Annotated in this window: 24 protein-coding genes and 1 other annotated feature; of the genes, 18 read left to right on the top strand and 6 right to left on the bottom strand. The window is 44.0% G+C overall.

The features are described 5' to 3' along the window. The first annotated feature begins 7 nt into the window (after positions 1–7). The 14 genes from rpmG to tuf all read left to right on the top strand — a co-directional run bounded on the left by rpmG (position 8) and on the right by tuf (position 16,297). Positions 8–145: a 50S ribosomal protein L33 gene (gene rpmG, locus DFR63_RS07215; protein ID WP_115885265.1), complete on the top strand. Its 138-nt coding sequence runs from the start codon at positions 8–10 to the stop codon at positions 143–145. Between the two features lie 17 nt (positions 146–162). After that, positions 163–339, top strand: coding sequence for a preprotein translocase subunit SecE (secE, locus tag DFR63_RS07210; RefSeq protein ID WP_115885264.1), 177 nt, complete (start codon positions 163–165; stop codon positions 337–339). A gap of 18 nt (positions 340–357) precedes the next feature. Next, positions 358–897, top strand: a complete 540-nt coding sequence (gene nusG / locus DFR63_RS07205) for a transcription termination/antitermination protein NusG (protein ID WP_115885263.1) — start codon at positions 358–360, stop codon at positions 895–897. 149 nt (positions 898–1,046) lie between these two features. After that, on the top strand, positions 1,047–1,472 hold the full coding sequence (gene rplK / locus DFR63_RS07200) for a 50S ribosomal protein L11 (protein ID WP_115885262.1): 426 nt from the start codon (positions 1,047–1,049) through the stop codon (positions 1,470–1,472). Positions 1,473–1,533: 61 nt separating this feature from the next. After that, a complete protein-coding gene (gene rplA / locus DFR63_RS07195; RefSeq protein WP_115885261.1) occupies positions 1,534–2,232 on the top strand; it encodes a 50S ribosomal protein L1 in 699 nt (232 codons plus the stop codon). A 44-nt stretch (positions 2,233–2,276) separates the two neighbouring features. Further along, positions 2,277–2,426 (top strand) — a sequence feature (ribosomal protein L10 leader region). Positions 2,427–2,452: 26 nt separating this feature from the next. Beyond that, positions 2,453–2,959, top strand: coding sequence for a 50S ribosomal protein L10 (gene rplJ / locus DFR63_RS07190; protein ID WP_115885260.1), 507 nt, complete (start codon positions 2,453–2,455; stop codon positions 2,957–2,959). 44 nt (positions 2,960–3,003) lie between these two features. Then, positions 3,004–3,369 (top strand): 50S ribosomal protein L7/L12, encoded by a 366-nt coding sequence (gene rplL, locus DFR63_RS07185; RefSeq protein WP_115885259.1) that lies wholly within the window; start codon positions 3,004–3,006, stop codon positions 3,367–3,369. A gap of 88 nt (positions 3,370–3,457) precedes the next feature. After that, positions 3,458–4,045 carry a class I SAM-dependent methyltransferase gene (locus DFR63_RS07180; protein WP_115885258.1) on the top strand — a complete coding sequence of 196 codons (588 nt, stop codon included), beginning with the start codon at positions 3,458–3,460 and terminating at the stop codon, positions 4,043–4,045. Between the two features lie 237 nt (positions 4,046–4,282). After that, on the top strand, positions 4,283–7,825 hold the full coding sequence (rpoB, locus tag DFR63_RS07175; RefSeq protein ID WP_115885257.1) for a DNA-directed RNA polymerase subunit beta: 3,543 nt from the start codon (positions 4,283–4,285) through the stop codon (positions 7,823–7,825). 39 nt (positions 7,826–7,864) lie between these two features. Continuing rightward, the gene (gene rpoC / locus DFR63_RS07170; protein ID WP_115885256.1) at positions 7,865–11,485 is read left to right on the top strand and encodes a DNA-directed RNA polymerase subunit beta'; all 3,621 of its coding nucleotides are present in this window, start codon (positions 7,865–7,867) and stop codon (positions 11,483–11,485) included. A 400-nt stretch (positions 11,486–11,885) separates the two neighbouring features. Next, positions 11,886–12,305: a 30S ribosomal protein S12 gene (rpsL, locus tag DFR63_RS07165; RefSeq protein ID WP_115885255.1), complete on the top strand. Its 420-nt coding sequence runs from the start codon at positions 11,886–11,888 to the stop codon at positions 12,303–12,305. Positions 12,306–12,374: 69 nt separating this feature from the next. After that, positions 12,375–12,845, top strand: a complete 471-nt coding sequence (gene rpsG, locus DFR63_RS07160) for a 30S ribosomal protein S7 (protein ID WP_026860143.1) — start codon at positions 12,375–12,377, stop codon at positions 12,843–12,845. A gap of 59 nt (positions 12,846–12,904) precedes the next feature. Next, on the top strand, positions 12,905–14,986 hold the full coding sequence (gene fusA / locus DFR63_RS07155) for an elongation factor G (RefSeq protein WP_115885254.1): 2,082 nt from the start codon (positions 12,905–12,907) through the stop codon (positions 14,984–14,986). Between the two features lie 126 nt (positions 14,987–15,112). After that, a complete protein-coding gene (gene tuf / locus DFR63_RS07150; protein WP_115885253.1) occupies positions 15,113–16,297 on the top strand; it encodes an elongation factor Tu in 1,185 nt (394 codons plus the stop codon). A gap of 85 nt (positions 16,298–16,382) precedes the next feature. Here tuf and DFR63_RS07145 read toward each other — a convergent pair whose 3' ends face one another. The 3 genes from DFR63_RS07145 to DFR63_RS07135 are packed head-to-tail and all read right to left on the bottom strand — an operon-like array spanning position 16,383 to position 19,920. Continuing rightward, positions 16,383–17,555 carry a M20 metallopeptidase family protein gene (locus DFR63_RS07145; RefSeq protein WP_115885252.1) on the bottom strand — a complete coding sequence of 391 codons (1,173 nt, stop codon included), beginning with the start codon at positions 17,553–17,555 and terminating at the stop codon, positions 16,383–16,385. Beyond that, positions 17,555–18,742: an amidohydrolase gene (locus DFR63_RS07140; protein ID WP_115885251.1), complete on the bottom strand. Its 1,188-nt coding sequence runs from the start codon at positions 18,740–18,742 to the stop codon at positions 17,555–17,557. Before DFR63_RS07140 ends, DFR63_RS07145 begins: the two co-directional genes overlap by 1 nt. Beyond that, entirely contained in the window at positions 18,733–19,920 is a 1,188-nt protein-coding gene (locus DFR63_RS07135) for a M20 metallopeptidase family protein (RefSeq protein ID WP_115885250.1), read from the bottom strand. Before DFR63_RS07135 ends, DFR63_RS07140 begins: the two co-directional genes overlap by 10 nt. Before the next feature lie 163 nt (positions 19,921–20,083). On the opposite strand from DFR63_RS07135, the gene DFR63_RS07130 reads away from it, so the two are divergent. Genes DFR63_RS07130 through tadA form a run of 4 tightly spaced genes read left to right on the top strand, consistent with a single transcriptional unit; the run spans position 20,084 to position 23,454 of the window. Continuing rightward, the gene (locus tag DFR63_RS07130) at positions 20,084–21,274 is read left to right on the top strand and encodes a glycine C-acetyltransferase (RefSeq protein WP_115885249.1); all 1,191 of its coding nucleotides are present in this window, start codon (positions 20,084–20,086) and stop codon (positions 21,272–21,274) included. Positions 21,275–21,305: 31 nt separating this feature from the next. Further along, the gene (locus tag DFR63_RS07125; protein ID WP_115885248.1) at positions 21,306–22,262 is read left to right on the top strand and encodes an NAD-dependent epimerase/dehydratase family protein; all 957 of its coding nucleotides are present in this window, start codon (positions 21,306–21,308) and stop codon (positions 22,260–22,262) included. Between the two features lie 33 nt (positions 22,263–22,295). Continuing rightward, on the top strand, positions 22,296–22,997 hold the full coding sequence (locus DFR63_RS07120; protein ID WP_115885247.1) for an HAD family hydrolase: 702 nt from the start codon (positions 22,296–22,298) through the stop codon (positions 22,995–22,997). After that, positions 22,990–23,454, top strand: coding sequence for a tRNA adenosine(34) deaminase TadA (gene tadA / locus DFR63_RS07115; RefSeq protein ID WP_115885246.1), 465 nt, complete (start codon positions 22,990–22,992; stop codon positions 23,452–23,454). Before DFR63_RS07120 ends, tadA begins: the two co-directional genes overlap by 8 nt. A 117-nt stretch (positions 23,455–23,571) precedes the next feature. Here the strand turns inward: tadA and folE2 are convergent, their stop codons facing one another. From folE2 to DFR63_RS07100, 3 genes are read right to left on the bottom strand one after another with little or no spacing between them, the layout of a single operon-like run. Beyond that, positions 23,572–24,450: a GTP cyclohydrolase FolE2 gene (gene folE2, locus DFR63_RS07110; RefSeq protein WP_115885245.1), complete on the bottom strand. Its 879-nt coding sequence runs from the start codon at positions 24,448–24,450 to the stop codon at positions 23,572–23,574. Between the two features lie 12 nt (positions 24,451–24,462). Then, positions 24,463–25,137 (bottom strand): bacillithiol biosynthesis deacetylase BshB2, encoded by a 675-nt coding sequence (bshB2, locus tag DFR63_RS07105; protein ID WP_115885244.1) that lies wholly within the window; start codon positions 25,135–25,137, stop codon positions 24,463–24,465. 11 nt (positions 25,138–25,148) lie between these two features. Continuing rightward, positions 25,149–25,511, bottom strand: a complete 363-nt coding sequence (locus tag DFR63_RS07100) for a DUF1806 family protein (protein ID WP_115885295.1) — start codon at positions 25,509–25,511, stop codon at positions 25,149–25,151. Positions 25,512–25,517: the final 6 nt, after the last annotated feature.

The raw sequence follows: 25,517 nt of genomic DNA, 5'->3' as shown, positions 1-25,517 counted from the left end.
TTTTAAGATGAAAATTGCTCTTATATGCAGCAGCTGCGGCTCGCGGAACTATTCACTGAACAAGCCGGTTCACAACGAAAGACTCGTCATGAAAAAACACTGTCCAAAATGCAATAAGCATACAACGCATAAAAGTTCTATATAATTCAGGGGGAACGGTTGATGAATAATAATAAAAACTTCTTCCAAAATGTTGTTAGCGAGATGAAGAAAGTCAGCTGGCCGACAGGGCAGGAAGTAGTCCGTTATACAACGACAGTAGTAGTTACTGTAGTATTTTTTCTGGCATTTTTCTACGTGCTGGATATCGGCATCACAGCACTAATTGATCTTATGTAATTTTAAAGGAGCGGTAAAATGTCTCTAGACAAGCATTGGTATGCAGTACATACCTATTCAGGCTATGAAAACAAAGTAAAGGCAAACCTAGAGGCGCGCCTTGAATCGATGAATATGCAGGATTTAATTTTCCGCGTAGTCATCCCTGAAGAAGAGGAAACAACGATTAAAGACGGGAAAAAGAAAACGGCAATGAAAAAAACATTTCCGGGCTATGTACTCGTCGAACTGGTTATGACAGATGAATCTTGGTACGTTGTCCGCAATACGCCGGGTGTTACCGGATTTGTCGGCTCGCAGGGTGCGGGCAGCAAACCGAATCCTCTCTTGCCGGATGAAGTTAAATTTATCCTGCGTCAGATGGGAATGTCGGAAAAAATTGTTGATGTTGAAGTCGCTGTCGGCGAAGCAATCAATATTATCGCGGGTCCATTTAACAATCAGAGCGGCGTAATCGAATCGATTGATGAGGAGCGTTACAAGCTTACCGTCCTCGTTGAAATGTTTGGACGCGAAACGCCTGTTGAAGTTGAATTCGATCAAATCGAGAAACTTTAAATTTTTAATTGAAATATGTAACTAATATATGCTATACTTTCATGGTCGCAAATTTGCGGCCATCTTTATTTATGTATACAGATGAAGAGTGGGAGGATGAAATCTAAACATCCTGTGACCACATCACGATTATGAGGAGGTGCAACATCGTGGCTAAAAAAGTTATTAATGTTGTGAAATTGCAAATTCCTGCAGGTAAGGCGAACCCGGCACCACCGGTAGGTCCGGCCCTAGGTCAGGCAGGCGTAAACATCATGGGATTCTGTAAAGAATTCAACGCGCGTACACAAGAGCAGGCAGGTCTTATTATTCCTGTTGAGATCTCAGTATTTGAAGATCGCTCATTCACATTTATTACAAAAACTCCACCGGCAGCTGTTCTTCTTAAGAAAGCGGCTAACACTGAGAAGGGTTCTGGCGAACCTAACAAAAACAAGGTGGCAACTGTTACAGCGGATCAGGTTCGTGAGATCGCTGAAACGAAAATGGAAGACTTAAACGCAGCATCAGTAGACGCAGCGGTTAAAATGGTTGAAGGTACAGCTCGAAGCATGGGCTTCACTGTCGAAAAATAAATTAAGTATTAATACGGTCGTGGGAGGATTAACCCCGCTATAACCACAAGGAGGAATAGATATGGCTAAGAGAGGTAAAAAGTATCAAGCTGCTCTAGAGAAGTTTGATCAAAACTCTGTCTTTTCAATTGAAGAAGCAATTAAACTTGCTAAAGAAACGCATGTTGCCAACTTTGACGCTTCAGTTGAAGTAGCATTCCGTCTAGGTATTGATACGCGTAAAAATGATCAGCAGATCCGTGGTGCACTAGTGCTGCCGCACGGTACTGGTAAGTCACAGCGTGTATTAGTATTTGCTAAAGGCGATAAAGCTAAAGAAGCAGAAGCAGCTGGCGCAGATTACGTTGGCGAAGCAGAATTGGCACAGAAAATTAATGGTGGATGGTTCGATTTCGATGTTATCGTTGCAACGCCGGACATGATGGGTGAAGTTGGTAAACTGGGCCGCGTACTTGGGCCTAAAGGGCTAATGCCGAACCCTAAAACTGGTACGGTAACTATGGACGTAACGAAGGCGGTTCAAGAAATCAAAGCTGGTAAAGTTGAATACCGCGCTGAAAAAGCAGGTATTGTACACGTTGGGATCGGTAAAGTTTCATTTAGCGAAGAACAGCTGGTAGAAAACTTTAAAGCGATTCACGATGCACTGGAAAAAGCTAAACCGTCATCATCTAAAGGTGTTTACTTCAAATCAGTTACAGTATCAAGCACGATGGGCCCTGGAATTACAGTTGACCCAAGTGTAGTAAGAACTGTCTAAAATAATCATTGACAAGTGTAGATATATCAGTTATATTTACACTTGTAAATTTAAAAAAATTACCTAAGACAGCAGGAGCTGAACATAACAGCTTAATAACTATCCTGCCGAGGCAAATAAAAATGACTTGAATGATATTCATATAAATTCAAGCACTTTTTGCCGCCGGTAAAAGGTGCTTTTTTATTTGCACCAGAAAAAATAATGGAGGTGTAACTACATGTCAAACGTGATTGAACAAAAACAACAGCACGTTGAAGTGATTTCAGAACAGCTGAAAAACTCTGTATCTACTGTATTAGTAGACTACCGCGGTCTAACAGTATCTGAAGTAACTGAACTGCGTAAGCAATTGCGCGATGCTGGGATTGAATTCAAAGTTTACAAAAACACGATGGTTCGCCGTGCTGCGGACTCTGTCGGCTTATCTGAGCTGAACGAATTCTTAGTAGGCCCGAGTGCAATCGCATTTTCTAACGAAGATGTTATCGCGCCAGCTAAAATCATCCACGAATTTGCTAAAAAACACGAAGCTTTAGAAATTAAAGCAGGTATCATCGAAGGTAGTTTCGTACCGGCTGAAGATGTTAAATCAATTGCATCTCTGCCATCAAGAGAAGGATTGCTTTCTATGCTGTTATCAGTATTACAAGCGCCAGTACGCAACTTCGCATATGCAGTTAAAGCTATCGGTGAAGAGAAAGAACAGGAAAACGGCGAAGCTTAATAACGGGCACGCTGAAAACAATTATAAAATGGAGGAATATTATTATGGCTAACAATGAACAAATCATTGAAAGTATTAAAGAAATGTCAGTTTTAGAATTAAACGACTTAGTAAAAGCAATTGAAGAAGAATTCGGCGTAACAGCTGCTGCTCCTGTAGCTGCTGCAGGTGGCGGAGAAGCTGCTGCTGCTGAAGAACAAACTGAATTTGATGTAGAACTTACAGATGCAGGTTCTTCTAAGATTAAAGTAATCAAAGTAGTTCGCGAAGCTACTGGTCTTGGTCTTAAAGATGCTAAAGAGTTAGTTGACGGCGCTCCTAAAGTCATCAAAGAAGGTCTTTCTAAAGAAGACGCTGAAGCTCTTAAAGCTCAACTTGAAGAAGTTGGCGCTGGCGTAGAAGTTAAGTAAGCTATATAAATTTTGACAGAAAAAGTTCCCGTAAACATAAGTTTATCGGGGACTTTTTTAGTTACTTTCAGCAACTGGGGGAGATTGTATGTCTCACTATTACACTACGGATGACACGCCGCACGAATTCAGCGAAATAAAATTCAGTTTCAACAATCATGTCTACCGCTTTAAAACAGACCGCGGTGTATTTTCTAAAAATCAGATTGATTATGGTACTGAAGTGCTGATTAAAACTGTATTTTCGGATTTTGAAGGCGGCGGTAAGTTTATTGACATGGGCGCAGGCTACGGACCGATCGGTACGGTGCTCGGCAAAGAACTTGGACTGAAACCGGTAATGGTAGAAGTTAATGAGGATGCAATACAATTATCTATTGAAAACACCCGCCGGGAAAAGGTGGATGCCAAGATTCTAAACCGGAGCAGTTATGACGTTTCAGATTTAAATGCATTTCTGTACGTTACGAATCCGCCATTTAGAGCAGGCAAGGATACGGTACTCGAAATTCTGGATGACGGTTATCGGCGCCTGGAAGAAAAAGGCTGCTTTTATATGGTTGTACAGAAAAAGCAGGGCATGGCTTCTTATAAAAAGTATTTAAAATCTCTGTTTGGAAATGTTGAAATTGCAGCAAAAGATAAAGGTTATTACATCTTAAAAAGCACTAAATAAAAAGAAATTATATATTTGACTTGACAAATTGTATATGTTATTCTTATAGAATGTTAAATTAATATCAATAAGTATGTACTTTTCTGTGCAGCTGTTGAATGGAACATTTTGTATAAGTGTCCAGTTTAATAGGAAATGGGGTTGAATACGATTCCGTTTTCTTTTTGTCTTTTGAACTGTTCGGCTCTTAAATGTCCATTATAGTTTACGCAAATATTATTAGGGGTGAATCTGTCGATGAGTCAATTGATTCAGTATGGAAGACATGCACAACGTAGAAGTTATGCGCGTATCGAAGAGAAGTTAGAATTACCTAACTTAATTGAGATTCAGACGAAATCGTACGAGTGGTTTTTAGAAACCGGTCTAATCGAAATGTTTAAAGATATTTCTCCGGTAGAAGATTTTACTGGGAATATGTCTTTGGAATTTGTAGATTATAAACTCGGCGAACCGAAGTATAACGAGGAAGAAGCGAAAGATCACGATTCTACTTACTCAGCACCGCTGAGAGTGAAAGTTCGCTTAGTCATCAAAGAAACCGGCGAAGTTAAAGAGCAGGATGTATTTATGGGAGATTTCCCATTGATGACGGATACAGGGACTTTTATTATTAATGGTGCCGAGCGTGTAATCGTTTCGCAATTAGTAAGAAGTCCGTCTGTATATTTCTCTGAGAAGTTCGACAAAAATGGTAAATTGAACTTCGGAGCAACAGTCATCCCTAACCGTGGCGCATGGTTGGAATATGAAATCGACGCAAAAGATGTCGTATATGTAAGAATTGACCGCACGCGCAAATTGCCGATTACGGTATTATTACGTGCGTTAGGTTTTGCAACTGACGAAGAAATCATCAATCTTCTCGGCGATAACGAATACCTTCGCAATACACTCGAGAAAGATGCGACAGAAACAGTCGACCAGGCCCTGTTAGAAATCTATGAAAGATTGCGTCCAGGCGAACCGCCAACAGTAGAAAACGCACGTAATTTATTATATTCGAGATTCTTTGATCCGAAACGTTACGACCTTGCAAATGTCGGACGTTATAAGATGAATAAAAAACTTCATCTGCAAAACCGTCTCTTCAACCAAGTGCTTACAGAACCGGTTGTCGACTCAGAGACAGGTGAAATTATTGCTGAAGCAGGCTCGACTATCGATCGCCGTACACTGGACTCGATTATGGAGCAGCTTGAAACAACTGCAAACCTGAAAACTTATCACCTTGAACAAGGTCTCTTAGACGAGCCTGTTGAAATTCAATCGGTGAAAGTCAAATCACGCAACAATGAAGAGCATTCAACGACAGTAATCGGCAACGCCTTCCCTGATGTGGAAGTTAAATCAATCACGCCTTCAGATATTATTTCTTCAATGAGTTATTTCTTTAATTTATTGGAAGGTGTCGGATTCACAGATGATATTGACCATCTCGGTAACCGTCGTCTGCGTTCAGTCGGTGAACTGCTGCAAAACCAATTCCGTATCGGTGTTTCCCGTATGGAACGTGTTGTACGTGAAAGAATGTCTATTCAAGATACTGAAACGGTAACGCCTCAGCAGCTGATTAACATTCGTCCTGTAATTGCATCTATTAAAGAGTTCTTCGGAAGCTCGCAGTTATCACAATTTATGGACCAGACAAACCCGCTTGCAGAACTGACGCACAAACGCCGTCTGTCTGCCTTAGGACCCGGCGGTCTGACTCGTGAACGCGCCGGCATGGAAGTGCGTGACGTTCACTACTCTCACTACGGACGTATGTGTCCGATTGAAACTCCGGAGGGGCCGAACATCGGTCTAATTAACACGCTGTCAAGTTATGCACGTGTTAATGATTTCGGATTTATCGAAACACCGTACAGAAGAGTTGATCCTGAAACGAATAAAGTAACGAATAAAATCGATTACTTAACAGCTGATGAAGAAGACAGCTATGTCGTTGCGCAGGCGAATGCTGTTCTCGATGAAGACGGCTCATTCCTCGATGAGGAAGTTATCTGCCGTTTCCGCGGAAACAACACGCAGATGCAGCGGGATCGTATGGACTACATGGACGTATCGCCTAAGCAGGTAGTATCTGCTGCGACTGCTTGTATTCCATTCCTTGAGAATGATGACTCTAACCGTGCACTTATGGGTGCGAACATGCAGCGTCAGGCAGTTCCATTATTAAATCCTGAATCGCCGTTTATCGGTACAGGTATGGAACACGTGTCTGCCCGCGACTCAGGTGCTGCTGTAGTTTCACGCTACAGAGGGCGCGTTGAACATGTTGAAGCAAAAGAAATTCACGTCCGCCGTATCGAAGATAAGAACGGTAAAGAAGTAGAAACAGAAAAAGATATTTACAGAATGTCTAAATTCGTGCGTTCAAACGCAGGAACATGCTATAACCAGAAGCCGATTATTACTGAAGGTGACATCGTTGAAAAAGGTGAAATACTTGCCGATGGACCTTCCATGGACAACGGTGAAATGGCTCTTGGACGCAACCTTGTTGTCGGCTTTATGACATGGGATGGTTATAACTATGAGGATGCTGTAATTATGAGTGAGCGTCTTGTGAAACAGGATGTATACACTTCAATTCACATTGAAGAATACGAATCTGAATCAAGAGACACAAAACTCGGACCTGAAGAAATTACACGCGACATTCCAAACGTTTCGGACAGCGCGCTTAAAAAACTGGACGATCGCGGAATTGTGCACATCGGTGCTGAAGTTATGGACGGTGATATTCTCGTCGGTAAAGTAACGCCTAAAGGTGTGACTGAATTAACTGCAGAAGAACGTTTACTGCATGCAATCTTCGGTGAAAAAGCGCGTGAAGTCAGAGATACTTCGCTGCGTGTGCCTCACGGTGCAGGCGGAATCGTGCTTGATGTTAAAGTCTTCAACCGTGAAGACGGCGACGAATTATCACCTGGTGTGAACCAGCTCGTTCGTGTTTATATCGTTCAGAAGAGAAAAATTTCTGAAGGAGATAAAATGTGCGGACGTCACGGTAACAAAGGTGTTATTTCGAAAATTTTACCTGAAGAAGATATGCCTTATCTGCCTGACGGCACGCCAATTGATATCATGCTTAACCCGCTCGGTGTTCCATCCCGTATGAACATTGGTCAGGTTCTTGAACTGCACCTCGGTATGGCGGCGCGTGCAATGGGCTTAAGAATGGCATCTCCGGTATTTGACGGAGCGAACGAAGATGATGTATGGACTACGATGGAAGAAGCGGGACTTGCACGCGACGGTAAGACGGTACTTTACGACGGACGCACAGGCGAACCGTTTGAAAACCGTATTTCTGTTGGTGTGATGTACATGCTTAAACTTGCGCACATGGTTGACGATAAACTGCATGCAAGAAGTACCGGACCTTACTCATTAGTAACGCAGCAGCCACTGGGCGGTAAAGCGCAGTTCGGCGGACAGCGTTTCGGTGAGATGGAAGTTTGGGCGCTTGAAGCATACGGTGCCGCATACACATTACAGGAAATTCTGACAGTTAAATCGGATGATACAGTCGGACGTGTGAAAACATATGAAGCAATTGTAAAGGGTGAAAACCTGCCGAAACCGGGCGTTCCGGAATCATTCAGAGTATTGATGAAAGAACTTCAGAGTCTGGGTCTCGATGTAAGTATCATGGATGAAAACGACGAAGAAATTGAATTGCGCGATACAGAAGATGACGAGATGGAAAGCCAACCGACTCAATCGGACAAGGTAACTGCTTCAGCTGAAAATGAAAATGTTACTGAGTAATGTGCTGAGCTTCGAGAAAACTTTAGGGAGGAAAGCTCATTGATAGATGTTAATAGATTTAAATATATGAAAATTGGTTTAGCGTCACCGGAAAAGATTCGTTCATGGTCTTTCGGTGAAGTGAAGAAACCGGAAACGATTAACTACAGAACATTAAAACCGGAACGCGATGGTTTATTCTGTGAGAAGATTTTCGGACCGACTAAAGACTGGGAATGCAGCTGCGGTAAGTACAAACGTGTCAGATATAAAGGGATGGTTTGTGACCGCTGCGGAGTCGAAGTTACACGTGCTAAAGTAAGACGTGAAAGAATGGGGCACATCGAGCTTGCAGCTCCTGTAACTCACATCTGGTACTTTAAAGGAATTCCGTCACGCATGGGTCTCCTTTTAGATATGTCACCCCGCTCGCTTGAAGAAATTATCTATTTCGCATCTTACGCTGTAATTAAGCCGGGACCTACGGGTCTCGAGCCTAAGCAGCTCTTAAGCGAACGTGAATACCGCGAGTATTACGATAAATTCGGCAATACATTTACAGCGAAAATGGGTGCTGAAGCGATTAAAGAATTACTTCAGCAGGTGGACTTAAACGCGGAACTTGAAATGCTCAGAAAAGAGCTTGAAACAGCAACAGGACAGCGTCTGACAAGAGCGATCAAACGTCTTGAAGTCGTTGAAGCTTTCCGTCATTCAGGCAATGATCCGTCATGGATGATTCTTGATGTGCTGCCGATTATTCCTCCGGAAATTCGTCCGATGGTACAGCTGGACGGCGGGCGTTTTGCTACGAGTGATATGAACGACCTTTACCGTCGCGTAATTAACCGTAACAACCGTCTGAAACGCCTCCTTGATTTAGGAGCACCGGGAATTATCGTCCAGAATGAGAAACGCATGCTGCAGGAAGCTGTAGATGCGCTTATCGATAATGGCCGCCGCGGCCGTCCTGTTACAGGACCGGGTAACCGCCCGCTTAAGTCACTGTCTCATATGCTTAAAGGTAAACAGGGACGTTTCCGTCAGAACCTTCTTGGTAAACGTGTTGACTATTCAGGACGTTCGGTAATCGTTGTCGGACCGGGTCTGAAAATGTATCAGTGCGGACTGCCGAAAGAAATGGCGCTCGAACTGTTCAAGCCTTTCGTGATGAAAGAACTTGTAGCACGTGACTTGGCGACAAACATCAAGAATGCCAAAGGCAAGATTGAGCGCATGGAAAATGAAGTGTGGGATGTTTTGGAAGATGTTATTTCCGAGCACCCGGTACTGCTGAACCGTGCACCGACACTTCACCGTCTCGGTATTCAGGCTTTCGAAGCTAAATTAGTGGAAGGCCGCGCTATCCGTCTTCACCCGTTAGTTACAACAGCATACAATGCTGACTTTGACGGTGACCAGATGGCAGTGCACGTTCCATTATCGAAAGAAGCACAAGCTGAAGCACGCATGCTGATGCTCGCTGCTCAAAATATCCTTAACCCCAAAGACGGCAAGCCGGTAGTTACACCGTCCCAGGATATGGTTCTTGGTAACTACTACTTGACGCTTGAACGTGAAAACATGAAAAATGAAGGGCATATCTTCAAGAGTATCGATGAAGTTGTGATGGCTTACCAGAACGGTTACACATCACTTCATACGCGTATCGGCCTTCATACACAAACCTTATCTGAGGAAAAAGTTTCTGCGGAGAACAAAGGTAAACTATTAATGACGACTGTCGGTAAAGTAATCTTCAATCAGATTATGCCGCCTTCATTCCCGTATATTAACGAACCGACACGCGAAAACTTAGAACGCAAAACACCAAACAAATACTTCATTGACGCTAAAGATTTAGGCGAAGAAGGTTTAGTTGAAAAAATTCAGGAAATGCCGCTTGTCGATCCATTTGACAAGAAATATCTTGGACAGGTTATTGCGGAAGTCTTCAACAAGTTCCACATTACAGAAACATCTGTCATGCTGGATCTGATGAAAGACCTCGGATTCAAATACTCCGCTAAAGCTGGTATTACTGTAGGGGTAGCAGATATCGTTGTACTTCCTGAGAAACAGGTCATCATCGACGATACTGAAGAAAAAGTTGAGAAAGTTCAGAAGCAGTTCTCCCGCGGTTTAATTACTGAAGAAGAACGTTATAATGCTGTTATTGAACTTTGGACAAAAGCTAAAGATGTTATCCAGGATAAACTGATGGCATCATTACACCGCCTGAACCCGATCTTCATGATGAGTGACTCAGGTGCCCGCGGTAACGCATCAAACTTTACACAACTTGCCGGTATGCGCGGACTGATGGCGAACCCGTCAGGTGAAATCATCGAGCTTCCAATCAAATCAAGTTTCCGTGAGGGACTGACAGTACTCGAGTACTTTATCTCGACTCACGGTGCGCGTAAAGGTCTTGCCGATACAGCACTGAAAACTGCTGACTCGGGTTACCTGACACGCCGCCTGGTTGATGTTGCGCAGGATGTTATCGTACGCGAAGAAGATTGCGGTACTGATAAAGGACTGAGTGTTTCTGCATTGACAGAAGGATCAGAACTTATCGAGCCGCTTATCGACCGTCTGGAAGGCCGTTATGTAAAAGAAACTGTAAGACATCCGGAAACTGACGAGGTCATTCTCGGCAGCAATGAGTTAATCACTCCGGATATCGCTAAAGAGATCGTGAACAGCGGCATTGAAGAAGTATATATCCGTTCAGCATTTACATGTAATACACGTCATGGTGTATGCGAACGCTGCTATGGTAAAAACCTTGCGACTGGTGAAAAAGTTGAGGTCGGCGAAGCAGTTGGTACAATTGCCGCTCAATCAATTGGTGAGCCGGGTACACAGCTTACAATGCGTACGTTCCACACAGGCGGGGTAGCAGGTAGCGATATTACACAAGGTTTACCGCGTATTCAGGAACTATTCGAAGCGCGTAACCCGAAAGGGCAGGCACAGATTTCAGAAATACACGGTACAGTAACGGATATTGAAGTTGTTAAGGACCGTCAGCAGGAAGTTAAGGTTAAAGGTGAGCATGAAACCCGCACTTACATGGTGCCAGGGGCAGCACGCCTGCTGGTTGAAGTCGGCGATAAAGTCGGTCCTGGTGAAGTGTTAAATGAAGGTTCAATCGAACCTAAACAGCTGCTTCAGGTAGCCGGTTTAAATACGACACAGGAATATCTGCTTAAAGAAGTACAGAAAGTATACCGCATGCAAGGGGTAGAAATTGGTGATAAGCACGTTGAAGTTATGGTTCGTCAAATGCTGCGAAAAGTGCGCATTATCGATGCCGGAGACACTTCGTTATTACCAGGTGCTTTAGTCGAAATTCATACGTTTACGGACGCCAATAAAGAGATCTTCAAACAGAGAAAACGTCCTGCAACGGCAAAACCGGTACTGCTCGGTATTACGAAAGCTTCACTTGAAACTGAAAGTTTCCTTTCAGCAGCAAGCTTCCAGGAAACAACACGTGTCCTGACAGATGCAGCGATTAAAGGGAAACGCGATGATCTTCTCGGCCTTAAAGAGAACGTTATTATCGGTAAACTGATTCCTGCAGGTACAGGAATGGCAAAGTATAAAGATGTAGAGATAGATGTAGCTGAAAAAGCAGTATCGGAAGAAGAAGTTGTTCTTTTAGAAGATTAACTTTTTCGGAAGGTACTAAAATAAGAGGGAAGCACATGCATTGAAGGGTCAACTGCATGTGCGGTAGCCGCTCCGTAACAGGAGCGGCTTTTTATAAAAATGAAACTGCCCGCGAAAGAAAAAACTTCAGCAAAAATGCCCGGTTTATTGTAGCTATAGAAGGAGATTTGTGTTAATCTGTTTATGTCTTAGCGATATGTTTTTTATATCGGGAAAGCTTGACACTGAAGCTGCCGCAGTGGTATTATAGTTAAGGTTACTTTGTGAGGGGACTTTGTGCCCAGTCATAAAGGAGACAAAGTGTATTTTGTGTAAGATTTACATCTTACAGATTTTTTATACCCTGAAAATGAACCACCTGGATGTGTGGATTAAGAAAACGAGAGGAGGACATTCGATTATGCCAACTATTAATCAGTTGATCAGAAAGTCACGCAGCACTAAATCACAAAAATCTGCATCGCCTGCATTGAACAGAGGGTTTAACAGTCTTAAGAAACGCGTTACTACTGACGCTGCGCCACAAAAACGCGGTGTTTGTACACGTGTAGGTACTATGACTCCTAAAAAACCAAACTCTGCTTTACGTAAATATGCACGTGTCAGATTATCAAATAATATTGAAGTGAACGCGTATATCCCTGGTATCGGTCACAACCTGCAAGAACACAGTGTTGTACTTATCCGCGGAGGACGTGTTAAAGACTTACCGGGGGTACGTTACCACGTAGTTCGCGGTGCTCTTGATACTTCAGGTGTTGAAGGTCGCAGACAAAGCCGTTCACATTACGGTGCTAAAAAACCTAAAGGCGACAAGTAATATTCAGTCACTTTAGATGCGTAAGCAAATTAAAAAAATGATAAAATAAAAAATGGAAGGAGGATAATTATGCCACGTAAAGGTCCAGTACCAAAAAGAGATGTATTACCGGATCCGATTCACAACTCTAAGCTTGTGACTAAACTCATCAACAAAATGATGATTGACGGTAAACGAGGAACTTCGCAAAAAATTCTTTATAACGCATTTGATCTAGTACAAGAACGTTCTGGTAAAGATGCTATGGAGGTTTTTGACGAAGCGATTGAAAACATTATGCCACTTCTTGAGGTTAAAGCACGCCGTGTTGGTGGGTCAAACTACCAAGTGCCGGTTGAAGTTCGTCCAGAACGCCGTACTACTCTAAGCTTACGTTGGCTTGTGAACTACGCACGTCTGCGTGGGGAAAAGACAATGGAAGAAAGATTAGCTAACGAAATTCTTGATGCTGCTAACAACACAGGTGGAGCAGTTAAGAAACGCGAAGAAAGTCATAAAATGGCTGAAGCTAACAGAGCATTTGCACACTACCGCTGGTAGGAAGCACTGCCTTTTAGTATTTAAATCTAATCCATTCCTGGAAGGAGCAAAGAATACTCATGGCAAGACCATTTACTCTAGAAAGAACGCGTAATATCGGTATCATGGCACACATCGATGCAGGTAAAACTACGACGACTGAACGTATTCTTTATTACACAGGGCGTATCCACAAACTAGGTGAAACACACGAAGGTGCTTCACAGATGGACTGGATGGAGCAGGAGCAGGAACGTGGAATCACGATCACATCTGCTGCGACAACAGCTGAGTGGGATAACCACCGTGTAAACATTATCGATACACCTGGACACGTAGACTTCACTGTTGAAGTTGAACGTTCATTACGTGTACTCGACAGTGCGGTTACAGTACTTGATGCACAATCAGGTGTTGAGCCACAAACTGAAACAGTATGGCGTCAGGCGACAACATACGGCGTTCCAAGACTTGTATTCGTAAACAAAATGGACAAAGTCGGTGCAGACTTCCAGTATTCAGTAGGCACTATCAGAGACCGATTACAGGCGAATACACACCCGATCCAAATTCCGATTGGTGCTGAAGATAATTTCACAGGAATCATTGATCTTGTAGAAATGAAAGCATACAGCTACGGTAACGACCTGGGAACTGATATTAACGAAATTGAAATCCCTGCAGATTACGCTGACGAAGCAGCAGAAGCAAGAGAAGCTCTTATCGAAGGTTTAGCCGACGTCAATGAAGACGTTATGGAAAAATACCTCGGCGGAGAAGAACTTTCTGTGGAAGAACTTAAAGCAGCAATTCGCAAAGCGACTTGTGATGTTGAATTCTACCCTGCACTTTGCGGTACTGCATTCAAAAATAAAGGTGTTCAATTACTGCTTGACGCGGTAGTAGACTATCTTCCATCTCCATTAGATGTTAAACCGATTGTCGGTCATAAAGCTGATAATGAAGAAGAAGAGTATATTGCAAAACCGGATGATTCTGAGCCGTTTGCAGCATTGGCATTTAAAGTAATGACAGATCCATTCGTTGGTAAGCTTACTTTCTTCCGCGTGTACTCAGGTACACTTGATGCTGGCTCTTACGTACAGAATACTACTAAAGGCAAACGTGAACGTGTCGGCCGTATCTTACAGATGCACGCTAACTCACGTGAAGAAATCTCGACTGTTTATTCAGGAGATATCGCTGCTGCAGTAGGTCTAAAAGACACTGGTACTGGTGATACTCTTACACAGGAAAAACTTAACATAATCCTTGAATCTATGGAATTCCCTGAACCGGTTATTCACTTATCGGTTGAGCCGAAGTCTAAGAGTGACCAGGATAAGTTAACGACTGCACTTGTTAAATTGCAGGAAGAAGACCCGACGTTCACAGCCCGTACTGATAAAGAAACCGGACAGGTTATTATCGGCGGTATGGGTGAGCTTCACCTGGACGTACTTGTTGACCGCATGAAACGTGAATTCAAAGTTGAATGTAACGTTGGTGCGCCAATGGTATCTTACCGTGAAACATTTACTGCACCTGCTAAGGTACAAGGTAAATTCGCCCGCCAATCTGGTGGTCGCGGTCAGTTCGGTGACGTTCACATTGAATTTACTCCAAACGAGCAAGGCGGCGGTTTCGAGTTCGAAAACGCGATTGTCGGAGGGGTAGTTCCACGTGAATATATTCCATCTGTAGAAGCTGGACTTAAAGATTCTATGGAAAACGGTGTAATTGCCGGATATCCTTTAGTTGACGTTAAGGCTAAACTTTACGATGGTTCATACCACGATGTCGATTCATCTGAAATGGCATTTAAAGTCGCTGCATCACTGGCACTGAGAGAAGCTGCGAAAGTATGTAAACCAGTTCTTTTAGAGCCGATGATGAAAGTTGAAATCGTTATGCCTGAAGAATATTTAGGTGATATCATGGGTGACGTTACAAGCCGTCGCGGACGTGTAGAAGGTATGAATGCCCGCGGTAACGCTCAAGTCGTTAACGCATTCGTTCCACTTTCTGAAATGTTCGGATACGCAACATCACTGCGTTCTAACACGCAGGGTCGCGGTACTTACTCAATGGTATTCGACCACTATGAAGAGGTTCCTAAATCAGTATCTGAAGAAATCATCAAGAAAAATACAGGTTCTTAATTCATATACTTGATTTTTTAGAATAAATGCTTTATAAGTGTTGTAAGAAAGACTTCGAGACGGGTTTACCCCGTTCTCGGGTTTTATATAAAAAATAATGTTCTATATAAGGAGAGGTATTTTACAATGGCTAAAGAAAAATTTGACCGTTCGAAAACGCATGCCAACATTGGTACTATTGGTCACGTTGACCACGGTAAAACAACTTTAACAGCTGCTATTGCGACTGTATTATCTAAACACGGTGGCGGAGAAGCACAAAGCTACGACATGGTAGACAACGCACCTGAAGAAAAAGAGCGTGGTATTACAATTAACACGTCTCACATCGAGTACGAAACTGAAAAACGCCACTATGCACACGTTGACTGCCCGGGACACGCTGACTATGTTAAAAACATGATCACTGGTGCTGCACAAATGGACGGCGGTATCTTAGTAGTATCTGCTGCTGACGGCCCAATGCCACAAACTCGTGAGCACATCCTGCTTTCACGTAACGTAGGTGTACCTGCACTTGTTGTATTCTTAAACAAAGTTGACATGGTAGACGACGAAGAATTACTTGAATTAGTTGAAATGGAAGTTCGTGAATTACTTTCTGAATATGACTTCCCTGGCGACGACGTTCCAGTAATCGCTGGTTCAGCTCTTAAAGCTCTTGAAGGCGACGAAGAGTACGAACAAAAAATTCTTGACCTTATGAACGCTGTTGATGAGTACATTCCAACTCCGGAACGCGACTCTGACAAGCCATTCATGATGCCTGTTGAGGACGTATTCTCAATCACTGGCCGTGGTACTGTTGCTACAGGACGTGTTGAGCGTGGACAAGTTAAAGTCGGCGAAGAAATCGAAATCATCGGTATCACTGAGTCTAAGAAAACAACTGTTACAGGTGTAGAAATGTTCCGTAAGCTTCTTGACTACGCTGAAGCTGGTGACAACATCGGTGCTCTTTTACGTGGTGTTGCACGTGAAGACATCCAGCGTGGACAGGTTTTAGCTGCTCCAGGATCAATCACACCACACACAAACTTCAAAGCTGAAGTTTATGTTCTTTCAAAAGATGAAGGTGGACGTCACACTCCTTTCTTCACTAACTACCGCCCGCAGTTCTACTTCCGTACAACTGACGTAACTGGCGTATGTAACTTACCAGAAGGAACTGAAATGGTTATGCCTGGTGACAACGTTGAAATGACAGTAGAACTTATTTCACCAATCGCTATTGAAGACGGTACTCGTTTCTCAATCCGCGAAGGTGGACGTACTGTAGGATCAGGCGTTGTAACTGAAATCCAAAAATAATAATTTTTGAATTGTTATAACTGTAAATAAAAGGAGCTGAGATTTTATATCTCAGCTCCTTTTTTGTGCCTATTTAAATGTTATTTTATCTTTTATCAAAGTTCAGTACTGCTTTCAGCAGTGTTTCAACCCCTGTTTTCATTCCTTCTTCATCAATGTCGAACATAGGATTGTGATGAGGGATATCGGCTTTTTTCTCGCTGTTTCTGACACCGGTGTAGAAATAACAACCGGGTTTTTCCTGGATGAAGTAGGAGAAGTCTTCTCCGCCCATTGCAGGCCCCACTTCTTCAACCCCTGAAACGAACGCTGCATCTTCCCTGACATTACCTGTAACGTAGTCTAAGAGAGCATGATCGTTTTTCATCGACGGATAGCCGTACATAATTTCGAGATCGGCATTAACATTAAAACTTGTACTGATGCCGAGGCAGATCTGTTCCAGTCGTTTAGCTACTGTTTGTCTTACGTCCTCAGTGTAAGTTCTGAAGGTTCCTTTAATTTCTGCCTTGCCGGGAATAACATTGAACACTGAGCCGGCATTATATGCGCCGATTGTCACAACTGCCGAGTCAAGAGGGCTTACAGAACGTGATACAATCGTCTGTATTTGCTGAATCATCGATGCCGAGGCAACAATTGGATCATGAGTCACCTGAGGTGTCGCACCGTGTCCGCCGAGGCCGTTAACGGTAATTTTAAACGAGTCCGCATTCGCGTACATCGTATCGTAGTTATATTTAATAGTACCGACAGGAAATTTAGTAGAAACGTGAGTACCGAATACATAATCGACATCGTCGAGCGCACCATCTTCAATCATAGCCTTGGCTCCGCCCGGCAGCAGCTCTTCGGCATGCTGATGTAAAAATACGACGTTGACCGGCAGCTTATCTTTATGTTCTGACAAAATTTTAGCCATCGTAATCAGCATAGCTGTATGTGCATCGTGTCCGCATGCGTGCATCACGCCCGGAACTGTAGATTTATACGGCACGTCTTTTTCATCGTTTATCGGCAGCGCATCAAAGTCTGCACGCAGTGCGACCGTTTCAAACTCATCATTTACCTGAAGCCTTGCAACGATCCCGTTTCCTCCGACATCCTGTCTGATATCGAGGCCGAGACCCTTTATTTGATCGTAAATCCATTTTTTCGTATTCATTTCCTGAAAAGAGATTTCAGGATGCTGATGCATATATCTGCGAAGATCCACCATCGAATCATAGCGGTCGTTGATTAGTTGTTTTATATCCATTATCGTGACTCCTTTTCTAAATATGTAAATACAGATTCAAGCATGATGCTTACCGCATTGACCATTCCTTTTTCATCGATATCAAAATGAGCATGGTGATGAGGGAAATCTGCTTTAAAGCTTGAGTTTTTAACGCCGGTATAGAAGAATGTTCCCGGAACGCGCTGCAGATAATAAGAGAAATCTTCGCCGCCGAGATCCGGTTCAAGTCTGATTGTTTCGTTGACAGTGGAAATTTTGTCCGCACTTTCTACTACGATATCTGTCATTCTGTCATCATTGACTACAGGCGGATAGCCCTTCATATAGTCGAGATCGAATGATACACCAGTCGTTCTGACCAGACCTTCAAGCGTCCTGTTGAGCTCTTTAATCATAGTTTCCTGCATGTCGTGATTGAACGAGCGGATGGTTCCGCCGATAGTTACTTCATCCGGAATGACGTTATGCTGATTGCCGGCCTTAAACATCGTAATCGACAAAACGACGGAGTCCATGGCATTTGTGCGTCTTGTTACAGCATATTGAAGCTGATTGCAGAGCGCAATGCCGGCTGCGACCGGATCAATTGTATCGTGCGGACGCGAAGCATGGCCGCCGCGTCCTTTTAAAGTGATGGTAAAGTCATCGGGGATGCCGGTCGCAGTGCCGTATTTATAGCCGATTTTTCCAACATCCAGCGATGTAGTCACGTGCTGGCCGAAGATGGCATCGACGCCGTCGAGGCAGCCGTCTGCAATCATTTGAATGGCTCCGCCGGGATCTACTTCTTCGGCGTGCTGATGAATGAACACGATATTGCCTTTCAATGTATCTTTCATGCTGCTCAGAATTTTAGCTGCGGTAAGAACAATCGCCGTATGAGCATCGTGTCCGCATGCGTGCATCACGCCCGGAACTGTAGATTTATACGGTGTGTCTTTTAAGTCCTGAATCGGCAGTGCATCGAAATCCGCTCTTAATGCGACGGTCGGAAGCGATTCATCCACAATCAGTCTGCCGACCACGCCGCGCCCGCCGACACCTTCACGGACATCGATGGAGAGACTGCGCAGATAATCTGCGATATAGGCAGGTGTATGAACTTCTTTAAACGACAACTCCGGATACATATGCAGATGCCTGCGCAGCTGGACCATCCCGTTGTAATTCTCTTCGACTGCAGATTCAATTGATTTTACGTCCATTTAATCACCGATTCTTTTTCTAAAATTTTCATGAACATCATCAATGCTGTTTCCATTGCATCTTCGTCGATATCAAACATATCTGTATGGTGGGCAGGCGTTGTTTTCTTTTCTTCATTGCCGGTACCTGTGTAGAAGAAAGCACCTGGCTTATTTAAAATATAATAAGAGAAATCTTCACCGATCATTAAAGGGTCGGCCTCTTTGTAAGGAAGCCCAAGCTCTTTCGCCGCATCGGCAATAAGCTGAGCTTCTTCTTCATGATTAATTACAGCAGGGTAGCCAAATTTATATTCCATATCTGCAGAAGCGCCTCGTTTTTTAGTTGTATATTCCACTTCCTGTTTGAAAATTTCATAAATTTTTTCTTTAACTTCCTGTTTAAACGTACGGACAGTACCCGTAATTCTGACAGTATCAGGAATGACATTAAACGCATCTCCGCCGCGCACGCTGCCTACAGTAACGACTGCATTCTCAATCGGCGAAATCTGGCGCGCTACAGCGGTCTGTAAATTGGTAATCAGTTCTGCGGCGACGACAATCGGATCAACCGTCAGGTCCGGATATGCAGCATGCCCGCCGGAACCCTGGAGTGTTATGTAGAAACCGTCGGGGCTCGCTATCATTGCGCCTGGTTTCGTCTGCACTTCATGTGTCGCGAACTGGCTCCAATAATGCTGGCCGTAGACTTTATCGACACCGGCGAGCGCATCGTCATCGACCATTGCTCTGGCGCCTCCCGGCTGTTCTTCCTCGCCGTACTGGAAGATAAAAGATACAGTGCCGCTTAAATTGTCTTTATTAGCCACTACAGCGTCCACAAGGCCTAAAAGGGTACTCGTATGCCCGTCGTGTCCGCAGGCGTGCATAGCCCCTGGATTTTGCGATTTATAAGGTACATCTTTCTGGTCTTCAATCGGAAGTGCATCAAAGTCAGCACGGACGGCAATATGCGGACTGCCCGAGCCAATCGAGGCAACGATACCGGCACCTTCGTTTTCATCGTTTTTCCCGACATTTTCCCGAATGTTTAATTCAGGATGCTGTTTAAGTTTACCTAGAATAAACTGGTAGGTTTCTTTTTCTTTAAATGATACTTCCGGGTGCATATGCATGTGGCGTCTCGCCGTGACCATCCCGGGAAGTTTTGATGATGCGATATCTCTAATACTCATGATTGAACCTCCATAACTATTTTCTATTCATATTATCAGAGCGGACCTGAGTTTAAAATATATAAAGCTTAAAAGTTAGAAAATTACAACAATATAAACAATTTGATATCATTCAAAGAAAGCGCTTAGATATGCTAAAATGTTAAGTAAGGAGGGGACGTATATGTCACAAAAATTAGAACAGTATTTACAAACAAATCTTGAGTATTTAAAGGACAACGGTCTGTACAATGAGATAGATGTAGTAGAAGGTGCAAACGGACCTGAAATTACGGTAGCAGGCAAAAGCCTGATTAACTTATCGTCTAACAACTATTTAGGTCTTGCAACGGACGAAAAATTAAAAAAATCAGCGATAGAAGCAATTAAATCACACGGTGTAGGCGCAGGAGCGGTACGTACGATTAACGGTACGCTGGATCTTCATGTGGAACTGGAAAATACCCTTGCAGAATTCAAAGGGACTGAAGCAGCAGTTGCTTTCCAGTCGGGATTCAACTGTAATATGGCGGCAATACAGGCAGTAATGAATAAAGAAGATGCGATTTTATCGGATGAATTAAACCATGCATCTATTATTGACGGCTGCCGTTTATCCAAAGCTAAAATTATCCGTGTCAATCACTCGGATATGGACGACCTGCGCGCCAAAGCAAAAGAAGCGGTGGAATCAGGTCTTTATAAAAAAGTAATGTATATTACCGACGGTGTCTTCTCAATGGACGGAGATGTGGCGAAGCTTCCTGAAATTGTGGAAATCGCAAAAGAATTCGATTTAATCACATATGTCGACGACGCGCACGGTTCAGGCGTTATGGGCAAAGGTGCCGGTACGGTTAAACATTTCGGTCTGGAAAAAGAAATCGATCTTCAGATGGGTACTTTATCGAAAGCTATCGGGGTGGTCGGCGGCTACGTGGCAGGCTCTCAGGACCTGATCGATTACCTGAAAGTTGCGGCGCGCCCGTTCTTATTCTCGACATCGTTAACACCAGGAGATACGAAAGCAATTACTGAAGCGGTTAAAACTTTAATGGCTTCAACTGAGCTGCACGATAAATTATGGGAAAACGGCGACTATCTGAAAGCCGGCCTGAAAGATTTAGGCTTTGAAATCGGCAACTCGGAAACACCGATTACACCTTGTATTATCGGTGACGAGAAGAAGGCTCAGCAATTCTCCAAGCGTTTGAAAGAAGAAGGTGTCTATGCAAAATCAATCGTCTTCCCGACAGTGCCGAAAGGTACGGGACGTGTCAGAAACATGCCGACAGCAGCACACACGAAAGAAATGCTCGACCAGGCGCTTGAAATATACGCGAAAGTCGGCCGGGAAATGGGAATTATTAACTAAAATATAAATTTTTCGATAAGGGGAAACAATCATGGAACGAATTATAGTTACAGGGGCGCTCGGACAGATTGGTACAGAGTTAACCGTTAAATTAAGAGAGATTTACGGTGAGGATAATGTTCTGCCGACAGATATTAAAGAACCTGTGGATTCACCGCTCGAAGGCAAAGCTTTCGAAATTCTGGATGTCACAGACCGCGAAGCGATGGAACGTACTGTCAAAGAATTTAAAGCAGATACGATTATGCACCTTGCTGCGCTTTTGAGTGCAACGTGTGAAAAGGATCCGATGATCGCATGGAATATTAATATGGGCGGTCTGGTTAATGCACTGGAAACAGCCCGCACACTTAATCTGCAGTTCTTTACACCGAGCTCAATCGGCGCTTTCGGCCCGACGACGCCAAAAAAAGATACGCCGCAGACAACAATTCAGCGTCCGACTACGATGTACGGGGTGAACAAAGTAACCGGCGAATTGCTGTGTGATTATTACTTCGATAAGTTCGGCGTGGATACGCGCGGCGTGCGTTTCCCGGGACTGATTTCGCACGTGAGAGAGCCGGGCGGGGGTACGACAGACTATGCTGTGGAAATTTATTTTGAAGCGGTGAAAAACGGTAAATACACATCATTTATCGGTAAAGATACTTTTATGGATATGATGTATATGGACGATGCGATTCAGGCCATTATTGACCTGATGGAAGCGGACAGCAGCAAACTGGAAAACCGCAATGCCTTTAACGTAACGAGTATGAGCCTCGAACCGGAAATGGTGGCGGCATCAATCCGCCGTCATTATCCTGATTTTGAACTCAGCTATGATGTTGATCCTGTCAGACAGGGCATCGCAGAAAGCTGGCCGGATAACCTTGATGCATCTGAAGCGAAGCGCCAATGGGGTTTCAAGACATCTTTTGATTTAGATAAAATGACTGATACAATGATAGAAGCGATACAGGAGAAGAACCCGGCGGGAATTTAGAAAATGTCCCGTCCGGTTCGTGGAGGGTGACGAATGGACCGTATCATTTTATACGATAAGGATGGGACACTGTTAAATTTTCATAAACTGTGGACACCGTATGCAAAAAAATGCATAGACGAGTTTGCAAAAGATTTTAATGCACATGATATAAAGTCGGAAGTTGCCGAGGAACTGGGATACATTGATGAGGAAATTAAAGCAAACTCGACGATTGCCTCAGGTACCGGCAGCGATATTCACAAAGTCTTTGAATCATTCAGACAGGGCGGCGGAGAATGGGCGAAATCTTTTTATGAATCCAATCTTCAGATGCTCGCTGATGATATGGTGCTGATCGACGGTGTTGAAACAGTGCTGGAACACGGTTTAAACAACGGTTATAAAAATGTAATCGTGACGAGTGACAGCAGGGACTCGACGCTTAGATTTATCGAGAAATTCGAGCTGCAGCCGTATATATTTGATGTGATTTGCGGCGATGATAACGATTATCACAAACCGCAATTCGGTTTTATTAAAGACTTTATTGATAAACACCAATATGCAATTGAAGATCTTGTGATGGTGGGGGATAACGCTGCAGATACAATGCTCGGCTACGATGAAGGCTTATACACCATCGGCGTGCTGAGCGGCACCGGCCAGCTTGAGCACCTGACTGGAGCGGACAAGATAGTCGACAGTATTATGGATCTCTACGATGCAGACGGGAAGTTCATTCTCGATGCATGAAGTATTTATGAAGGCTGCGATTGAAGAAGCAAATAAAGCAGAAGCTCTAGGAGAAGTGCCTATTGGCGCGGTTATCGTCAAAAACGGTGAAATAATCAGCCGGGCACATAACCTGCGCGAAACTACCCAGAATCCCGTAACTCACGCAGAACTGCTCGCGATTCAGGCAGCATCTGAAGCCGTCGGCTCATTCAGACTGGAAGACTGCACACTATATGTTACGCTGGAACCATGTGTGATGTGCTCCGGCGCGATAATAATGTCGCGGGTGCCTCTCGTAGTTTACGGCGCGCCGGATCCGAAAGGCGGCACCGTCGACAGTCTGATGAACCTGCTGGACGAACCGCGGTTTAACCATCGTGCAGATGTGGTGAGCGGTGTGCTGCAGGAAGACTGCAGTGAGATGCTGAAGACATTTTTTAGAAATTTACGCAGGAGTAAGAAGAACTCCCTTTGAGACCGCTGTCTGCGGACTCGGGGAGTTTTTTGTTTGTCAGCTTCGGCGAGCTTCAAGCAATCATTTCCTCGCCATAATAAAAGACCGAAACTCAAAGGTTCCGGTCTCACAATCAAACTATTTTTGATATTTTAATCGGCTGAATGCGTCGTGCTGGTGGATGCTTTCTTCATTGCGGCATTCAAGTTCGAAGCCCTTCACCCAGTCCAGCTCGACTAAGTCATAGGCCACCAGACGGATTAAATCTTCGACGAAGCGCGGATTTTCATAAGCGCGTTCTGTGACCATTTTCTCGTCTGTACGTTTTAAAATCGGATAGAGCTGGCTCGATGCGTTAATTTCAAGAATTTCATATAAATCTTCTTTATAAGTCGCTGGGAGCTCGGCGCTGTCATCGATATCGATGAGGACCTTAACATTACCGCGCTGGTTATGTGCACTGTATTCGCTGATTTCTTTCGAACATGGGCACAGTGTAGTCACCTGGGCTGTCATGCCGAATTGCTTGCGCGTAAATGATTCTCCGTCGAATGCTGCAGAATACACAACATCCGCGTTTGCTACCGCATTTAAGCCTGTACCCGGTGCAGGCTTGTTAAAGAACCATTTACCGTCGACAGTCAGTTCTGCTGAATTCTGTTTCATGCGGTCGCGCAATTTCGACAGGAGTTCTTTAATTGTGTCAAAATCGAGCGGCACACCGTTGCTGTTGACAGTTTCCAGAGATTCGATTAAACGGCTCATATTGATGCCTTTTTCATCTTTTTCAAGACTGGTTGCCAGCTCAAAGTTGCCGACTGACTGGAAATCACCGATGACTACAGGGTAAGATAAATTATTAATGCCGACAGAATCGACTTCAAAAAGGAAGTCTTTACGTGAGTTTTGTAAATCTGCCATATCTTCTTTAACTTTTGGTTTAGTGCCTTCAACAGGGTCAACTGAACCAAAATATTTAAAACGACCTTCTCTCGTCGTCAAGTCAAATTCTTCCATTTATAATGCTCCTTAATCAATTTCGTAACTGTAAAAGTTCTCGTACCTCATCCATCGTTCTCTGGCATCCTCGCCCTGCTGGGTATCTGCAGCAAGATCTTCGAGCAGCTTGCCTGTTTGCGAACGATGAGCGGCCATAACATCCAGTTTCCGTTCTGTATAGCCGGCAATATCAATAACGATATCCGGTTCGCCGAGATCATCGAAAGTCCGGTTATCAAAGGCAACAAGCTGGAGCGCCGGACGTTTATCCAAAGAGATGTCCGTCAGTGCTTCTATTACAGCATCTGCAGTAGCCTCATGATCCGGATGGACTGAATAGCCTGGATAAAATGTAATAATACGCGTCGGTGCGAGCTCGGCAATTAAATCGGTAATGACACCTTTAAGTTTACCATGCTCTTCGAACTCGAGAGTTTTGTCTCTGAATCCAAGCAGGCGGAGATCATCAACACCCATAATACGTGCTGATTCCTCAACTTCGGCCTTACGGATAGAATGCAGCGATTCGCGTGTTGCAAACGGCGGGTAGCCGAGGTTCCGTCCCATATCACCGAACGTCAGGCAGGCGTATGTGACAGGGACTCCCGCTTCTCTGTATTTCATTATTGTTCCGCTGACACCGAATGCTTCATCATCGGGATGCGGGAAAACAACAAGTACGTGATTTTCCTGTGAAAAATCCATGTGATTTCCTCCTACTTAAAGAATGGTTTCGTTGAAATTTCAAGCGCTGAAGCGAGTTTGCCTTCGGCGTTAAAGCCGTGCATGATAAACTCCCCGTTCTCGCCCTCGATATAATGCGTTAATCCGAGAACGTAAACCCAGCCGCCGTTAGCAAGTTTTAGCCCGACACGGTGCTCTTTTGAGCGGTTGCCGCCGCGGATAGTTGCCTGAATGAATTCGACCTGAATATTGCGCAGGAAGGTTCCCGCATTAAAGATATTATCATCCAGGTGACTTGCGTACATGCCGCTTGTTATTTCAACATGTAAGTAGACCGGTGTATTTTCATATCCTGCTAAGATTTTCTGGACATCCTGTTTTAATATTTTCTTCATTTCCAT

Origin of the sequence: Jeotgalicoccus halotolerans (assembly GCF_003387165.1) — a bacterium.
Taxonomy (GTDB): Bacteria; Bacillota; Bacilli; order Staphylococcales; family Salinicoccaceae; genus Jeotgalicoccus; species Jeotgalicoccus halotolerans.
The sequence above is the reverse complement of the archived record's forward strand: the minus strand, read 5'-3'. Positions and strand labels throughout refer to the sequence as shown.

Bases quoted from the DNA above. Each gene is read 5' to 3' on its own strand.
- rpsL (WP_115885255.1), top strand. From the start codon at position 11,886: ATGCCAACTATTAATCAGTTGATCAGAAAGTCACGCAGCACTAAATCA.
- DFR63_RS07140 (WP_115885251.1), bottom strand. From the start codon at position 18,742: ATGGACGTAAAATCAATTGAATCTGCAGTCGAAGAGAATTACAACGGG.
- rpoB (WP_115885257.1), top strand. From the start codon at position 4,283: ATGAGTCAATTGATTCAGTATGGAAGACATGCACAACGTAGAAGTTAT.
- rplJ (WP_115885260.1), top strand. From the start codon at position 2,453: ATGTCAAACGTGATTGAACAAAAACAACAGCACGTTGAAGTGATTTCA.
- DFR63_RS07135 (WP_115885250.1), bottom strand. From the start codon at position 19,920: ATGAGTATTAGAGATATCGCATCATCAAAACTTCCCGGGATGGTCACG.
- DFR63_RS07145 (WP_115885252.1), bottom strand. From the start codon at position 17,555: ATGGATATAAAACAACTAATCAACGACCGCTATGATTCGATGGTGGAT.
- tuf (WP_115885253.1), top strand. From the start codon at position 15,113: ATGGCTAAAGAAAAATTTGACCGTTCGAAAACGCATGCCAACATTGGT.
- rplA (WP_115885261.1), top strand. From the start codon at position 1,534: ATGGCTAAGAGAGGTAAAAAGTATCAAGCTGCTCTAGAGAAGTTTGAT.
- bshB2 (WP_115885244.1), bottom strand. From the start codon at position 25,137: ATGGATTTTTCACAGGAAAATCACGTACTTGTTGTTTTCCCGCATCCC.
- secE (WP_115885264.1), top strand. From the start codon at position 163: ATGAATAATAATAAAAACTTCTTCCAAAATGTTGTTAGCGAGATGAAG.
- DFR63_RS07120 (WP_115885247.1), top strand. From the start codon at position 22,296: ATGGACCGTATCATTTTATACGATAAGGATGGGACACTGTTAAATTTT.
- rpsG (WP_026860143.1), top strand. From the start codon at position 12,375: ATGCCACGTAAAGGTCCAGTACCAAAAAGAGATGTATTACCGGATCCG.
- DFR63_RS07180 (WP_115885258.1), top strand. From the start codon at position 3,458: ATGTCTCACTATTACACTACGGATGACACGCCGCACGAATTCAGCGAA.
- rplL (WP_115885259.1), top strand. From the start codon at position 3,004: ATGGCTAACAATGAACAAATCATTGAAAGTATTAAAGAAATGTCAGTT.
- nusG (WP_115885263.1), top strand. From the start codon at position 358: ATGTCTCTAGACAAGCATTGGTATGCAGTACATACCTATTCAGGCTAT.
- fusA (WP_115885254.1), top strand. From the start codon at position 12,905: ATGGCAAGACCATTTACTCTAGAAAGAACGCGTAATATCGGTATCATG.
- rpmG (WP_115885265.1), top strand. From the start codon at position 8: ATGAAAATTGCTCTTATATGCAGCAGCTGCGGCTCGCGGAACTATTCA.
- DFR63_RS07130 (WP_115885249.1), top strand. From the start codon at position 20,084: ATGTCACAAAAATTAGAACAGTATTTACAAACAAATCTTGAGTATTTA.
- folE2 (WP_115885245.1), bottom strand. From the start codon at position 24,450: ATGGAAGAATTTGACTTGACGACGAGAGAAGGTCGTTTTAAATATTTT.
- DFR63_RS07100 (WP_115885295.1), bottom strand. From the start codon at position 25,511: ATGAAGAAAATATTAAAACAGGATGTCCAGAAAATCTTAGCAGGATAT.
- tadA (WP_115885246.1), top strand. From the start codon at position 22,990: ATGCATGAAGTATTTATGAAGGCTGCGATTGAAGAAGCAAATAAAGCA.
- DFR63_RS07125 (WP_115885248.1), top strand. From the start codon at position 21,306: ATGGAACGAATTATAGTTACAGGGGCGCTCGGACAGATTGGTACAGAG.